Below are 14768 nucleotides of genomic sequence, written 5' to 3'. Positions count from 1 at the left end.
AATTGCTTGCGAGGCCGGATACCCTGGAGGGCAACCCACTGCCCCCGACCCCTGAGGACCGACGAGCGCCGTGTTCGATACTCTCTCCGATCGCCTCTCAGCGACTTTCAAGAACCTGCGCGGCAAGGGGCGGCTGTCCGAAGCCGATATCGACGCCACGGCCCGCGAGATCCGTATCGCGCTCCTCGAAGCCGATGTGGCCCTGCCGGTCGTGCGGACGTTCATCAAGAACGTCAAGGAGCGTGCCCTCGGGTCCGACGTCTCCAAGGCGCTGAACCCCGCCCAGCAGGTCCTGAAGATCGTGAACGACGAGCTCGTCACGATCCTGGGCGGCGAGACCCGGCGCCTGCGCTTCGCCAAGCAGCCGCCGACCGTCATCATGCTGGCCGGTCTCCAGGGTGCCGGTAAGACCACCCTCGCGGGCAAGCTCGGCAAGTGGCTCAAGGACCAGGGGCACTCGCCCCTCCTCGTCGCCGCCGACCTCCAGCGTCCCAACGCCGTCAACCAGCTCAGCGTGGTCGCCGAGCGCGCCGGGGTCGCGGTCTACGCGCCCGAGCCGGGCAACGGGGTCGGTGACCCGGTCAAGGTCGCCAGGGACTCCATGGAGTTCGCGAGGACCAAGGTCCACGACATCGTGATCGTGGACACCGCCGGCCGTCTCGGTATCGACGCCGAGCTGATGCGGCAGGCCGCGGACATCCGGGACGCGGTCTCGCCCGACGAGATCCTCTTCGTCGTCGACGCGATGATCGGCCAGGACGCCGTCAACACGGCCGAGGCCTTCCGGGACGGCGTCGGCTTCGACGGTGTCGTCCTGTCGAAGCTCGACGGTGACGCCCGCGGTGGTGCCGCGCTCTCCATCGCGTCGGTGACCGGCAAGCCGATCATGTTCGCGTCGAACGGCGAGAAGCTCGACGACTTCGACGCGTTCCACCCTGACCGGATGGCCTCCCGCATCCTCGACATGGGTGACCTGCTCACCCTGATCGAGCAGGCGGAGAAGACGTTCAGCCAGGAAGAAGCCGAGGCGATGGCCTCGAAGCTGGCGTCCAAGAAGGGCCAGGACTTCACCCTGGACGACTTCCTGGCCCAGATGGAGCAGGTCAGGAAGATGGGCAGCATCAGCAAGCTGCTCGGCATGCTGCCCGGCATGGGTCAGATCAAGGACCAGATCAACAACCTCGACGAGCGCGATGTGGACCGTACGGCGGCCATCATCAAGTCGATGACCCCGGCCGAGCGCCAGGACGCGACGATCATCAACGGCTCGCGCCGCGCCCGTATCGCCAAGGGCTCCGGTGTCGAGGTCAGCGCGGTCAAGGGCCTGGTCGAGCGGTTCTTCGAGGCCCGCAAGATGATGTCCCGCATGGCCCAGGGCGGCGGCATGCCGGGGATGCCCGGGATGCCGGGCATGGGTGGCGGCCCCGGCCGCTCCAAGAAGCAGCCCAAGCAGGCCAAGGGCAAGCAGCGCTCCGGCAACCCGATGAAGCGCAAGCAGCAGGAGCAGGAGGACGCCGCACGCAAGGCCGCCGGCGCCCAGGGCGCTCCGGGCGGCGCGTTCGGTCTGCCGGGCCAGCAGGGCGCGCAGGACTTCGAGCTGCCGGACGAGTTCAAGAAGTTCATGGGCTGAGAAGTCGACCGGCTGGGAAGCCGATCAGCTGACTCGAGACGTCAGTACGTCGTGCAGGGCGCCCCTCTCCGGAGGGGCGCCCTCACGCGTTCCGCGCAACGGCTGCCGCGGGTCGCCTCACGTGGTCCGGGCGATGAGGTACCGGAAGACGTTCGGCATCCAGATCGTCCCGTCCCGCCGCCGGTGCGGGTGCAGTGCCTCGGCCAGCTCCTTGTCCACCTGCTCCTGGCCGGTCGCCGCGATCGCCGCGTCGAACAGTCCCGTCGACAGCAGCCCTCGTACGGCGCTCCTCATGTTCGCGTACCCGAACGGGCATGACACCCGCCCGGAGCCGTCCGGACGCAGGCCCGCCCGCTGAGCGACCTCCTCCAGGTCGTCGCGGAGCGCGGGGCGCCAACCGCCCGTGACGCGCAGCGGATCGGCGAGCCGGGCCGCGACCCGCAGTACCGCCGACGTGGCGCAGCGCTCCGGTGGCCCCCAGCCCACCAGCACCACCGGCGAGCCCCGTTCGACCGACGGCACCGCAGCCGCGAGTGTCCGGCTGAGCCGTTCGGAGTCGCCCGCGAGACAGCCGATCGGCTCGAACGCGGTCACCAGGGTGTATGCGGGAGAGCCCGCCTCCTCGGGGAGTCCCGCCATGAGCCGGGTGTCGTCGCGCGTGCGCGTGAGCGCTGGTTCGGGCAGTAAACGCTCCCGCGCGAGGCTCAGCCGCTGCGATGACGATGCCTCGACGCCGGTGACGGCGGCGCCTCTTGAGGCCGCCATCAACAGGGCCAGGCCCGAGCCGCAGCCGAGGCCGAGCAGTCGGGTGCCGGTGCCCACTTCCAGCCGCTCGTAGACGGACTCGTAGAGCGGTACGAACATCCGCTCCTGGATCTCCGACCAGTCACGCGCGCGTGCGCACAGGTCCACGCGGGTCGCCGGACCCGCGTGAGGCAGGTGCTGCCGCACGAGTGTAGGTGTCATCGAAAGCGCCCCAATCCGCCGAGAGTTGCCCTTGTTTCTGCTGTGGTGGCCCCCGTGCAATGCGCGCTCGCACTTCCCCCGTATGCCAGGTAACTCCGCACCCGAGCCGCCGTCCAGGGGTTGTGGGGCCAAGGTTGTGTGCTCGCTGTGCTCACGAAAAGAATTCACATGCCGGCAACGTGAGCCCGTAGCATCCCGCCATGGCAAAGGCACCCGTACTCACGCCGCAGGCAATTGACTTCCCCCGCTGGTACCAGGATCTGGTCGCCAAGGCCGAGTTGGCCGACAACGGTCCGGTGCGGGGCACCATGGTCATCCGGCCGTACGGGTACGGGCTCTGGGAGCGGATGCAGGCCGAGATGGACGCGCGGATCAAGGAGACGGGCGCGCAGAACGCCTACTTCCCCCTGCTGATCCCGCAGTCGTACTTCGCCAGGGAGGCCGAGCACGTCGAGGGTTTCGCGCCCGAACTGGCCGTGGTCACCCACGGCGGCGGCAAGGAACTCGAAGAGCCCGCGGTGGTGCGCCCCACCTCCGAAATGATCATCAACGACTACTTCTCGAAGTGGGTGCAGAGCTACCGCGACCTGCCCCTGCTGATCAACCAGTGGGCGAACGTGGTGCGTTGGGAACTGCGTCCCCGGATCTTCCTCCGCACGTCGGAGTTCCTGTGGCAGGAAGGCCACACCGCCCACGCCACCTACGAGGACGCCCGCGAGTTCGCCGCGCACATCCACCGCGATGTCTACGAGGACTTCATGGTGAACGTCCTGGCGATGGACACCGTTCCCGGCCGCAAGACGGTCAAGGAGCGCTTCGCGGGTGCGATCAACACCCTCACCCTCGAAGGCATGATGGGCGACGGCAAGGCCATCCAGATGGCCACCAGCCATGAGCTGGGCCAGAACTTCGCCAAGGCGTTCAACACCCGCTACCTGTCGAAGGAAGGCAGGCAGGAACTCGTCTGGCAGACGTCCTGGGGCTCGACGACCCGCATGATCGGCGCCCTGGTGATGGCGCACGGTGACGACAACGGCCTGCGGGTCCCGCCGCGTCTCGCCGCGATCCAGGCCGTGGTCCTCGCGATCAAGGGCGACGAAGCGGTTCTGGCCAAGGTCCGCGAGATCGGCGACCGGCTGAGGGCGGCGGGCGTACGCGTGCGCTTGGACGACCGCACGGACGTGCCCTTCGGCCGCCGCGCCGTCGACTGGGAGCTCAAGGGCGTACCGGTACGCATCGAGGTCGGCCCCCGTGACCTGGAGAGCGGCACGGCGATGCTCGTCCGCCGCATCCCGGGCAGCAGGGAACCGGTCGCCCTCGACACGCTCGTACGACTGCTGCCCACCGTCCTCGAAGAGGACCAGGCGCTGCTGCTGGCCCAGTCGCGCGAGCGCCGGGAGTCCCGTACGTCGGACGTGTCGACGTTCGAGGAGGCCGTCGAGGCGGCGACCGCCGGCGGCTGGGCGCGCGTCCCCTGGGCGGTGCTCGGCGAGAAGGGCGAGGCCAGGCTCGGTGAGCACGGGGTGACCGTACGGTGTCTGGTCGCGGCGGACGGGTCGGTTCCCGACGCCGACGACGCACCCGGTAACGTCGCCATCGTCGCCCGCGCCTACTGAGGCGGGGACGAGAGCGACCGAAACGCCTCTTGCGCACCGGACGGCCACAGGTGCCCCGGCGTGCGGACAACGTCTACGCGCCGGGTCGTACGTGGGGCTACGCACCGGCTTGGTATGAGCTGTGAGGCTTCTCCGCAGATCAGCGCACCCGCCCTCGTCCGGACGCATCAGCGGCAACTGACGGGTACGTGCAAATTATTTGGGATGGCCCGGAATCGGAACACAGCGGCACCCAGGCTCGTTGTCATTACGTGAGCACGACACAGACACCACCTGTACTCGCCGCAGAACTGGCGCAGGCGTGGGCCGACATTCAGCGGTACCACCCCGAGCTGCCCGATCTTGCCGCGCCCGAGTCCCTGATCGGAGAGTCGTCGTCCGCCTGCGGGCACGCCCTCTCCTTCGAGCGACTGCTGCATGAGGCAGTCCATGGCATCGCCGCAGCCCGAGGTGTCCGCGACACCTCCCGGGCCGGCCGCTACCACAACCGCAGATTCCTCGCGATCGCCGAGGAACTGGGCCTGGACCACCCCGAGGAACCGCACCCCAGCAGCGGCTTCTCGCTGGTCACGCTCAATCCCGAGGCCAAGCGGCGCTACCGCCCCACCATGGAGCGGCTGCAGCGCGCCCTGAAGGCGCACACGGTGGCCACCACCACCGACACGACCCGCGCCTTCCGCGGTCCGGCCGCCCGCCACGGCTCCTCCGGGGGAGGGGTGCGCGTGAAGGCCGTCTGCGACTGCGGCCGCAACGTGCGCGTCGTCCCGTCGGTGCTGGCACAGGCCCCGATCGTGTGCGGCGGCTGCGGCAAGCCGTTCCGCATCCCCGAGATCGTGGGCGCGGGCGCCGCCTGACACCCCGCTCCGTCGCGTGATCGAGCCCGGCATCTCGTGGGTGCCGGATGAACACGTGGGGATGGATGTTTGTCGGGGTGCCGCGACCGTCCGCCCGTCGGCAGCCGCGTACGCGCCGGCTGCGGGCAGTCGTGCCGCTGGGGCGGCACGGGTGGGCGCAGCGGCACCCCGTGAGAGCCGGGCGGTGCGACCTGCCTCTACGGCACCCTGACGCCGGGTGCCTCTCAGACGTGGGCGCACACACCCTCCGGTTCGGGTCACCCGCAGGATGTGGCAGAATGGCCAGCTGTACTCGACAGCCGCACAGGAACCCTCTCGCCTCCGGCTGACGCGTCCATCGGGCACTCGGGTACCGCAACCCCACGCGGCAATCTCGCCGTGCCCAACCACGTCAAATCCAGGAGAACCCACTCCCGTGGCAGTCAAGATCAAGCTGAAGCGTCTGGGCAAGATCCGTTCGCCTCACTACCGCATCGTCGTCGCCGACTCCCGTACCCGCCGTGATGGCCGGGCCATCGAGGAGATCGGCCTGTACCACCCGGTGCAGAACCCCTCGCGCATCGAGGTCGACACCGACCGCGCGCAGTACTGGCTGGGTGTCGGCGCGCAGCCGACCGAGCCGGTTCTCGCCATCCTCAAGCTGACCGGCGACTGGCAGAAGTTCAAGGGCCTGCCCGCCCCGGCTCCGCTGCTCGTGGCCGCTCCGAAGCCCGCCCGTCCGTTGTTCGAGGCCCTGGGCGGCGACAACGAGGGCAAGGGTGAGGCCATCACCCAGAAGAAGAAGGCCGAGAAGAAGGACGAGGCTCCGGCTGAGTCCTCTGCGGCTGCGCCGACCGAGGCCTGAGCATGCTCGAGGAGGCTCTCGAGCACCTCGTGAAGGGCATCGTCGACAACCCCGACGAAGTGCAGGTCGCCTCGCGCGATCTGCGTCGTGGGCGCGTTCTGGAGGTCAGGGTTCACCCCGACGACCTCGGTAAGGTGATCGGCCGCAACGGCCGTACCGCGCGCGCCCTGCGAACCGTCGTGGGTGCCATCGGCGGACGCGGTGTCCGTGTCGACCTCGTCGACGTGGACCAGGTTCGCTGATCACCACGTAGCACCGGCTCGGGCCGGGGAGGGCCACTGGGCCGTCCCCGGCCCGTAGTCGTCTACGGAGTAATGCCGTAGGCACACGACAGGAGATTCCAGAAGTGCAGCTCGTAGTCGCGCGTGTGGGTCGCGCCCACGGCATCAAGGGCGAGGTCACCGTCGAGGTGCGTACCGACGAGCCGGAACGGCGGCTCGGTCCCGGTGCCGTCCTGGCCACCGACCCGGCCACGGCGGGCCCGCTGACCATCGAGACCGGCCGCGTCCACAGCGGCCGGCTCCTCCTGTGCTTCGAGGGCGTACGCGACCGGACCGGCGCCGAGGCCCTCCGCAACATCCTGCTGATCGCCGACATCGACCCCGAGGAACTGCCCGAGGACGAGGACGAGTACTACGACCACCAGCTGATGGACCTGGACGTGGTCCTGGTCGACGGCACCGAGGTCGGACGCATCACCGAGATCTCGCACCTGCCCTCCCAGGACCTGTTCGTCGTGGAGCGCCCCGACGGCAGCGAGGTGTACGTCCCGTTCGTCCAGGAGATCGTCGTGGAGATCGACCTGGAGGAGCAGCGGGCGGTCATCGATCCGCCGCCGGGTCTGATCGACGACAAGTCCGAGATCGTGTCTGCCAGGGACGACGAAGAGTCCTCGGGGGCCGACGCCTGATGCGTCTCGACGTCGTCACGATCTTTCCCGAGTACCTCGAACCCCTGAACGTCTCGCTCGTCGGCAAGGCACGCACGCGTGGACAGCTGAACGTGCACGTGCATCATCTTCGGGACTGGACGTACGACCGCCACAACAAGGTCGACGACACGCCCTACGGCGGCGGCCCGGGCATGGTCATGAAGACCGATCCCTGGGGCGAAGCACTGGACGACGTACTGGCCGACGGCTACGAGACCGGCTCCCGGACACCCGCGCTGGTCGTGCCCACGCCCAGTGGCCGCCCCTTCACCCAGGCGCTCGCCGTCGAGCTGTCCGAGCGGCCGTGGCTGGTCTTCACACCCGCCCGTTACGAGGGCATCGACCGCCGTGTCATCGACGAGTACGCCACGCGGATGCCGGTGTACGAGGTGTCCATCGGCGACTACGTGCTCGCCGGCGGCGAGGCGGCCGTACTGGTGATCACGGAGGCCGTGGCGCGGCTGCTGCCCGGGGTGCTCGGCAACGCCGAGTCGCACCAGGACGACTCCTTCGCGCCGGGTGCCATGGCCAACCTCCTGGAGGGGCCCGTCTACACCAAGCCGCCCCAGTGGCGCGGACGGGAGATCCCGGACGTGCTGCTCAGCGGCCACCACGGAAAGATCGCGCGCTGGCGCCGGGACGAGGCGCTGCGTCGTACGGCGGCCAACCGTCCCGACCTGATCGAACAGACCGATGCGTCGGCCTTCGACAAGAAGGACCGCGAGACGCTCTCCATCATGGCGTGGCGGCCTTCCGCCGACGGCCGATTTTGGCGCAGGCCAGAGGGCGTGAAAGAATAGCTCTTTGTTGTGCGTCGTCCGGCGTGCGCCCCTGCCACGGGGGGACACGACGCCCGCCCCGGCACGGACAGCATCCTTCCGAGATCCAAGCTCCCGTTGATGACCTGTGGCATCAACGAAGAAAGCAGATGAAATGTCCAACCTGCTCGACTCCGTCGACTCCGCGTCGCTGCGCAGCGACATCCCGGCCTTCCGCCCGGGTGACACCGTCAACGTCCACGTCCGCGTCATCGAGGGCAACCGCACCCGTGTGCAGCAGTTCAAGGGCGTAGTCATCCGCCGCCAGGGCTCCGGTGTCCGCGAGACCTTCACGGTCCGCAAGATCTCGTTCTCCGTCGGCGTGGAGCGCACCTTCCCGGTGCACACCCCGATCGTCGAGAAGATCGAGCTGGTCATGCGTGGTGACGTGCGTCGCGCCAAGCTGTACTACCTCCGTGAGCTGCGCGGCAAGGCCGCGAAGATCAAGGAGAAGCGCGACAACTGAGCTTTCGGCGGGCCCGATATAAAGAGGGCTCACATCGAGGCCGGATAACATCCTGCCCCGATGGACACCGAAGCACAGCCGACGGAGCGCGACCGCTCCTCCCGCCCTGTTCGATCCGAGAAGTTCTCGGACACCGAGGGGCCGGAGGACCGGTCGCGTTTTGCGTTGGTGTCCCGGGCGGCCGAGTGGCTCCCGGGCGGCCGGATCACCCTGACCGTGCTGCTTTTCCTGCTCTTTCTGCTCCTCTTCAGCCGATTCGTCATCCAGCCGTTCGAAATTCCCAGCGGCTCGATGGAGCGCGGATTGAGGATCGGGGACCGCGTTCTCGTAAATAAGTTCGCGTACCGTTTCGGTGCCGAGCCGCAGCGCGGTGACGTCGTCGTCTTCGACGGAACCGGCTACTTCGGGCACGCCGACTACATCAAGCGCGTTGTGGGTGTGGGGAGAGACCACGTGCTCTGCTGCGACAAGGAGGGGAGAATCGAGGTGAACGGCCGGTCGGTCGACGAGTCGACGTTCCTTTACCCCGGTGACAGCCCGTCCACGGTGTCCTTCGACGTCGTGGTGCCCGAGGGCGGACTCTTCGTCCTGGGCGACCACCGCAGCGACTCCAGCGACTCCCGGGACCATCTGGGTTCGCCTGGCGGCGGCATGGTCCCCGTGGGCAGGGTGATCGGCCGGGCCGACTGGATCGGCTGGCCCAGCGACCACTGGACCCGTCTGGACCGACCTGGCGCGTACGCGCGTGTGCCCGCCGCGGACGGTGTCCATGGGTAACCGCGGCAAGCCGCGCGGGGCGCCCAGTACCGTCGCCGAGCAACTGCTGCCCACCGGCTCGCGCCGGGCCTCCGGTGCCGCCGCCAGACCGGGCCGGGCCGAGCGGCGCAAGCTCCAGCGCAAGGTCAAGCGGCGCAGACGGCGTTCGGCCGTCAAGGAGATACCTCTTCTGGTGGGTGTCGCGGTCCTCATAGCGCTGGTCCTGAAGACGTTCCTCGTGCAGGCGTTCGTGATCCCGTCGGGCTCGATGGAGAACACGATCCAGATCGGCGACCGGGTCCTCGTGGACAAGTTCACCCCCTGGTTCGGTTCCGAGCCCCAGCGCGGTGACGTCGTCGTCTTCAAGGACCCCGGGGGCTGGCTCGACGGCGAGTCGACCACCGCGAAGGGCGAGGACCCCATCGTCGTCAAGCAGGTCAAGCAGGGGCTCACCTTCATCGGCCTGCTGCCCTCGGACAACGAGAAGGACCTCATCAAGCGGGTCGTCGCGGTCGGCGGCGACACCGTCAAGTGCTGCGACTCCGAGGGCCGCGTGACCGTCAACGGCATGCCGCTCAACGAGACGACCTACATCCACCCCGGCAACAAGCCGTCGTCGTTCACCTTCGAGGTGAAGGTTCCCGAGGGACGCCTGTTCGTGATGGGCGACCACCGGGCCAACTCGGCCGACTCCCGCTACCACCGCACCGAGGCGTACAGCGGCACCGTGTCCGAGAGCTCCGTCGTGGGCCGGGCCATGGTCATCGCCTGGCCGTTCGGCCACTGGACCCAGCTGGAGGAGCCGGACACGTTCTCCTCGGTGCCGGGTGGGTCGGCCACCGCCCTCGGCTCGTCGCATAGGGTGGCTTCCGCGGATCGGTATGGATCGATCCCGCTCCCGACCCCTGCGGAACTCCCGCTCGTTATGGGAGTGGTGGGCCTGCGTCGCATCCGGCGCAGGCGGCGGTTCGGAGTAAGGAGTGGGTGTGGGGGATTTGGCGGTCGGCGCACGGTCCGGACAGGACGGTCCCGAGGAACAGCGCCCCGCGCAGCCGGTTCCACCGGCCGCAGAGGACGCGGTCCCCGCCGAGAGTGACCCCGGGGCCCCAGGGCTCGCCGGGAGTGGCTCAGGGTCCTCCGGGACGGGCGGTGGGGATTCCGGTGACTCCGGGGACGACACCGCGCAGGATCTCGGCGAGCCCGGCCACAAGCCCAGGAAGCAGCGCTCCTTCTGGAAGGAGTTGCCGCTGCTCATCGGTATCGCGCTGGTGCTGGCGCTGCTGATCAAGACCTTCCTGGTCCAGGCGTTCTCGATCCCCTCGGACTCCATGCAGCACACGCTGGAGCAGGGCGACCGGGTCCTCGTCGACAAACTGACCCCTTGGTTCGGCTCCGAGCCCGAGCGCGGTGAGGTCGTCGTCTTCCACGACCCCGCCGACTGGCTGGCCGGCGAGCCGATCGTCGAACCGAACCCCGTGCAGCGGGTCCTCGGCTGGATCGGCCTGATGCCGTCCGCCAACGAGAAGGACCTCATCAAGCGCGTCATCGGCGTCGGCGGCGACACCGTCGAGTGCAACGGCACGGGCCCGCTGAAGGTCAACGGCAAGGCGCTCGACGAGCCGTACGTGTACGCGGGGAACACCCCGTGCAGCGTCGACGACCAGGGTGGTCAGTTCAAGGTCACGGTACCCACAGGCAAAATCTGGGTCATGGGTGACCACCGGCAGAACTCGCTGGACTCCCGGTACCACCAGGAGGACAAGAACCAGGGCTTCGTCCCCGTGGGCAACGTCGTCGGCCGTGCCATCGTGGTCGCCTGGCCGCCCACCCGCTGGGACACGCTGCCGATTCCCGACACGTTCGACCAGAACCTGAGCGCCGCCGCTCCGGGCGCGCTGGGCCTCGCGGGCGCCTTCCCGCTGGTCCTGTGGCGCAGGCGTCGCGCGGTCGGTCGTACGACTGCTCCCGTTACCGTCGGAAACTCCGGTGTTCCCGGGTCGGGTACCGCCGGGTAGGGTGCCGTCCCAGACAGCCGATCTTCCGTGGCCCGGCCAGTTGGCGCAGGGGCCACGGGGATCGCCTCTCCGAGCTGGGAGAACACTGGGATGAGCGGCACGACGACACGTACGGACGAGGGCCACGGGCGGCTCGGCAGCAAGCTGTCGGGACTGGTCATGGCCCTCGGCTGTGTGCTCTTCCTGGGCGGCTTCGTCTGGGGCGCGATCCTCTACCGGCCGTACACCGTGCCGACCGACTCCATGTCGCCCACCATCGTGGCCGGTGACCATGTGCTGGCCCAGCGCGTCGACGACGGCGAGATCAAGCGCGGTGACGTCGTGGTCTTCAGGCAGGAGAGCTGGGGCGACATGCCTCTGGTCAAGCGGGTCGTGGCCGTGGGCGGTGACACGGTCTCCTGCTGCACGGACGGCAGGCTGGTCGTCAACGGCAAGCAGATCCAGGAGTCCTACCTGCGCAAGGGCCAGGCCGCCGAGCTGACCGGCATCCCGTCGATCACGGTCCCCAAGGGGCGCCTGTTCCTCCTCGGTGACGAGCGCACCGGCTCCCTGGACTCCACGGCCCACCTCACGGAGGCCTTCAACGGCACGGTGTCGCGGACTTCGGTGGACGCCCGCGTCGACGCCGTGGTGTGGCCCATGAACGGCATGCTGGCCCGTCCCACGGGCTTCGAGTCCCTGGGGGGCCTGTCCACGCCGGGCCCGCTGCGGCTGCTCACCGTCGCGATAGTGGTGGGCGGGGTGTTCGTCCTGGGCGGCGGCGCCTACGGGCCGATCGCCGCGCGGGCGGCGAAGCGGCGCGGTGCCGCCGCGGTGGCGGAGCCGGCCGGTGCCCGCTGAGGTGGTGGGCACCGCGGACGACTCCTCCGCCGGTGGTGTGCGCAAGGTGTCCCGGCTCGTGCTCCTCGATCCACGGGACCGGATCCTGCTGCTGCACGGGCATGAGCCGGACGATCCGGCCGACGACTGGTGTTCACTCCCGGCGGCGGTCTGGAGGGCGACGAGACGCGCGAGGAGGCCGCGCTGCGCGAACTCGAGGAGGAGACCGGCATCACCGAGGTCGAACTCGGTCCGGTGCTGTGGCGGCGCAGGTGCTCCTTCCCGTTCGCGGGGCGCCGCTGGGACCAGGACGAGTGGTACTACCTGGCCCGTACGGACAGAACGGAGACCCGGGCCACGGGTCTCACGGAGCTGGAACGGCGCAGTGTCGCCGGAGCGCGTTGGTGGACGTGCCAGGAACTGACCCAGGCACATGAGACGGTGTATCCGACCAGACTCGCCGAGCTCCTGCGCAAGGTGCTCGACGAAGGTCCCCCGGCCATGCCCGAGGTCCTCGAGACGGAAATCGTCCAGGGGCTCGCGGCGCTGGCGCACAATAGGGGGACGCACGGCTGAAGGGGAACATGCCATGAGCGCCGAGGACCTCGAGAAGTACGAGACCGAGATGGAGCTGAAGCTCTACCGGGAGTACCGCGATGTCGTCGGTCTGTTCAAATACGTGATCGAGACCGAACGGCGCTTCTACCTCACCAACGACTATGAGATGCAGGTGCACTCGGTTCAGGGTGAGGTGTTTTTCGAGGTGTCCATGGCGGACGCCTGGGTGTGGGACATGTACCGGCCGGCCCGGTTCGTGAAGCAGGTGCGGGTACTCACGTTCAAGGACGTGAACATCGAGGAGCTGAACAAGAGCGATCTGGAGCTTCCGGGCGGCTGACCGTCACTCGTGCGGGTGGCGGAGTTGTCCACAACGCCGAGGTTGTCCACCAAGATCCAATAGCTCGCTGAACTGACCGCATTGTTGGCGCCGGAGGTGGTGCCGACATGAACACACGCCATGCACAAGGCGGCGGACAGGGCGGTGCGCGGGGCAACGCGCAGCGCGGAGCCCTGGGCAGGTACGGCGAGGAACTGGCCGCGCGGCGGCTGACCGAGGCCGGGATGACGGTCCTGGACCGCAACTGGCGCGCCGGCCGGACCGGCGAGATCGACATCGTCGCCCGGGACGGCGACGCGCTCGTCGTCTGCGAGGTCAAGACCCGTCGGGCGGCCGGACCGGCGGGAGCCTTCCAGCACCCGATGGCGGCCGTCACGCCGGCCAAGGCGGAGCGGCTGCGGGGCCTTGCCGAGCGCTGGGTCCAGGAACACGGGGGAGCGCCACCCGGCGGCGTCCGTATCGACCTGGTCGGTGTACTGCTGCCCGAGCGCGGCGCGCCCGTGGTGGAACACGCGCGGGGGGTGGCGTGATGGGATTCGCCCGTACGTGTTCGGTCGCGCTGGTGGGAGTCGAGGGCGTGGTCGTCGAGGTCCAGGCGGACCTCGAACCCGGCGTCGCCGCCTTCACCCTGGTGGGACTGCCCGACAAGAGCCTGACGGAGAGCCGGGACCGGGTCCGGGCCGCGGTCGTCAACTCGGGAGCCGCCTGGCCGCAGAAGAAGCTCACGGTGGGGCTCAGCCCGGCGTCCGTGCCCAAGAGCGGCAGTGGGTTCGATCTCGCCGTCGCGGCGGCCGTGCTCGGGGCCGCCGAGCGGATCGATCCCCGGGTCCTCGCCGACATCGTGATGATCGGAGAACTGGGCCTCGACGGCCGGGTGCGACCGGTCCGGGGCATCCTGCCGGCGGTGCTGGCGGCGGCCGACTCGGGATACGAACAGGTGGTCGTACCGGAGTGCTCCGCCGCCGAGGCCGCGCTGGTCCCCGGGGTGTCGGTGCTCGGTGTGCGCAGCCTGCGGCAGCTGATCGCCGTCCTCACGGACGAGCCCGTGCCCGAGGAGGAACCGGACGAGCACGGCCGCCCGGACCCGCTCATGGCGGGCCTGCGGATGCCGGGCACCGGGGCGGCCACGGGCATACACAGCATGGGCGCCGCCCAGTACGACAACGGCCATGACCTGGCCGACGTCGTGGGCCAGCACTCGGCGCGCACGGCGATGGAGGTGGCGGCGGCCGGTGGCCACCACGTGTTCCTGGAAGGTCCACCAGGGGCCGGCAAGACGATGCTCGCCGAGCGGCTGCCCGCCGTCCTGCCGAGGCTCACCCGGGAGGAGTCGCTCGAGGTCACGGCCGTGCACTCGGTCGCGGGCCTGCTGCCGCCGGGCAAACCCCTGATCGACACGGCGCCCTACTGCGCCCCGCACCACTCGGCCACCATGCAGGCGCTCGTCGGCGGTGGACAGGGCGTGGCGCGGCCCGGAGCCGTCTCGCTGGCTCATCGGGGAATTCTCTTCCTGGATGAAACCCCCGAATTCGGCAGCCGGGTGCTGGACGCTCTGCGCCAGCCTCTCGAGGCCGGGCATGTGGTGATCGCGCGGAGCGCGGGGGTCGTGCGGTTTCCGGCCAGGTTCCTGATGGTCCTCGCGGCCAATCCATGCCCGTGCGGCCGTTTCTCCCAGCGGGACACCCTCTGCGAGTGCCCGCCCTCCGTGATCCGGCGCTATCAGGCCCGGCTCTCCGGACCACTGCTCGACCGGGTCGACCTGCGGGTCGAGGTGGACCGGGTCACGCGCTCCCAACTCGTCGAGCGCGGGGCGCGGGGGGAGTCCACGGCGACGGTCGCCGAACGGGTGCGGGCGGCCCGGGAGCGAACGGCGGCGCGGTTCAAGGGGACCCCGTGGCGGACCAACAGCGAAGTACCGGGACGGGAACTGCGCAGCCGCTGGCACGCCGTGCCCGGCGCCATGGAGGAGGCCGAGCGGAATCTGGAACGTGGTGTGCTCACCGCGCGCGGGATCGACCGCGTCCTGCGGGTCGCCTGGACCGTCGCGGACCTCGTCGGCCACGACCGGCCCGACGTGGCGGACGTCGCCCTGGCGCTGCAACTGCGTACGGGGGTACCGCGAGGGGTGCCTATGGCCATCGGGGCGCTGACGTGA

16 protein-coding genes and 1 pseudogene are annotated in these 14768 nt (G+C 69.4%); 16 read left to right on the top strand and 1 reads right to left on the bottom strand.

Annotation, left to right across the window (positions count from 1 at the left end; translation table 11 throughout):
• Positions 1-70: 70 nt before the first annotated feature.
• On the top strand, positions 71-1630 hold the full coding sequence (gene ffh / locus ACW4TU_RS11795) for a signal recognition particle protein (RefSeq protein ID WP_457427337.1): 1560 nt from the start codon (positions 71-73) through the stop codon (positions 1628-1630).
• 117 nt (positions 1631-1747) lie between these two features.
• Here ffh and ACW4TU_RS11790 read toward each other — a convergent pair whose 3' ends face one another.
• Complete coding sequence (locus ACW4TU_RS11790) at positions 1748-2596, bottom strand: SAM-dependent methyltransferase (RefSeq protein ID WP_457427335.1); 849 nt, start codon at positions 2594-2596, stop codon at positions 1748-1750.
• A gap of 200 nt (positions 2597-2796) precedes the next feature.
• Here ACW4TU_RS11790 and proS point away from each other — a divergent pair, with 200 nt between their 5' ends.
• From proS to ACW4TU_RS11715, 15 genes and pseudogenes are all read left to right on the top strand, one after another.
• Positions 2797-4212 (top strand): proline--tRNA ligase, encoded by a 1416-nt coding sequence (gene proS / locus ACW4TU_RS11785; protein ID WP_457427333.1) that lies wholly within the window; start codon positions 2797-2799, stop codon positions 4210-4212.
• Positions 4213-4463: 251 nt separating this feature from the next.
• A complete protein-coding gene (locus ACW4TU_RS11780) occupies positions 4464-5066 on the top strand; it encodes a hypothetical protein (RefSeq protein ID WP_457427331.1) in 603 nt (200 codons plus the stop codon).
• Between the two features lie 415 nt (positions 5067-5481).
• The gene (rpsP, locus tag ACW4TU_RS11775) at positions 5482-5910 is read left to right on the top strand and encodes a 30S ribosomal protein S16 (protein ID WP_457427329.1); all 429 of its coding nucleotides are present in this window, start codon (positions 5482-5484) and stop codon (positions 5908-5910) included.
• 2 nt (positions 5911-5912) lie between these two features.
• The gene (locus ACW4TU_RS11770) at positions 5913-6152 is read left to right on the top strand and encodes an RNA-binding protein (RefSeq protein WP_006373563.1); all 240 of its coding nucleotides are present in this window, start codon (positions 5913-5915) and stop codon (positions 6150-6152) included.
• Positions 6153-6256: 104 nt separating this feature from the next.
• A complete protein-coding gene (gene rimM, locus ACW4TU_RS11765; RefSeq protein ID WP_457427327.1) occupies positions 6257-6820 on the top strand; it encodes a ribosome maturation factor RimM in 564 nt (187 codons plus the stop codon).
• A complete protein-coding gene (gene trmD, locus ACW4TU_RS11760; protein WP_457427325.1) occupies positions 6820-7641 on the top strand; it encodes a tRNA (guanosine(37)-N1)-methyltransferase TrmD in 822 nt (273 codons plus the stop codon). The genes rimM and trmD overlap by 1 nt, the downstream gene beginning before the upstream one ends.
• A gap of 133 nt (positions 7642-7774) precedes the next feature.
• Positions 7775-8125, top strand: a complete 351-nt coding sequence (gene rplS / locus ACW4TU_RS11755) for a 50S ribosomal protein L19 (RefSeq protein WP_457427323.1) — start codon at positions 7775-7777, stop codon at positions 8123-8125.
• A gap of 60 nt (positions 8126-8185) precedes the next feature.
• Entirely contained in the window at positions 8186-8902 is a 717-nt protein-coding gene (gene lepB, locus ACW4TU_RS11750; RefSeq protein WP_457427321.1) for a signal peptidase I, read from the top strand.
• Positions 8895-9977 carry a signal peptidase I gene (gene lepB, locus ACW4TU_RS11745; protein ID WP_457427319.1) on the top strand — a complete coding sequence of 361 codons (1083 nt, stop codon included), beginning with the start codon at positions 8895-8897 and terminating at the stop codon, positions 9975-9977. The genes lepB (ACW4TU_RS11750) and lepB (ACW4TU_RS11745) overlap by 8 nt, the downstream gene beginning before the upstream one ends.
• Positions 9868-10896, top strand: coding sequence for a signal peptidase I (gene lepB / locus ACW4TU_RS11740; RefSeq protein ID WP_457427317.1), 1029 nt, complete (start codon positions 9868-9870; stop codon positions 10894-10896). Before lepB (ACW4TU_RS11745) ends, lepB (ACW4TU_RS11740) begins: the two co-directional genes overlap by 110 nt.
• A 90-nt stretch (positions 10897-10986) precedes the next feature.
• Positions 10987-11736, top strand: coding sequence for a signal peptidase I (gene lepB / locus ACW4TU_RS11735; RefSeq protein WP_457427315.1), 750 nt, complete (start codon positions 10987-10989; stop codon positions 11734-11736).
• A pseudogene (locus ACW4TU_RS11730) lies at positions 11726-12291 on the top strand (NUDIX hydrolase). Before lepB (ACW4TU_RS11735) ends, ACW4TU_RS11730 begins: the two are co-directional and overlap by 11 nt.
• Before the next feature lie 13 nt (positions 12292-12304).
• Positions 12305-12613, top strand: a complete 309-nt coding sequence (locus ACW4TU_RS11725; RefSeq protein WP_003965949.1) for a DUF2469 domain-containing protein — start codon at positions 12305-12307, stop codon at positions 12611-12613.
• 107 nt (positions 12614-12720) lie between these two features.
• A complete protein-coding gene (locus tag ACW4TU_RS11720; protein WP_457427312.1) occupies positions 12721-13143 on the top strand; it encodes a YraN family protein in 423 nt (140 codons plus the stop codon).
• Entirely contained in the window at positions 13143-14768 is a 1626-nt protein-coding gene (locus tag ACW4TU_RS11715; protein ID WP_457427310.1) for a YifB family Mg chelatase-like AAA ATPase, read from the top strand. The genes ACW4TU_RS11720 and ACW4TU_RS11715 overlap by 1 nt, the downstream gene beginning before the upstream one ends.

This window comes from Streptomyces kryoterrae (genome assembly GCF_054072135.1).
This window is presented reverse-complemented; position numbering and strand designations above follow the sequence as displayed.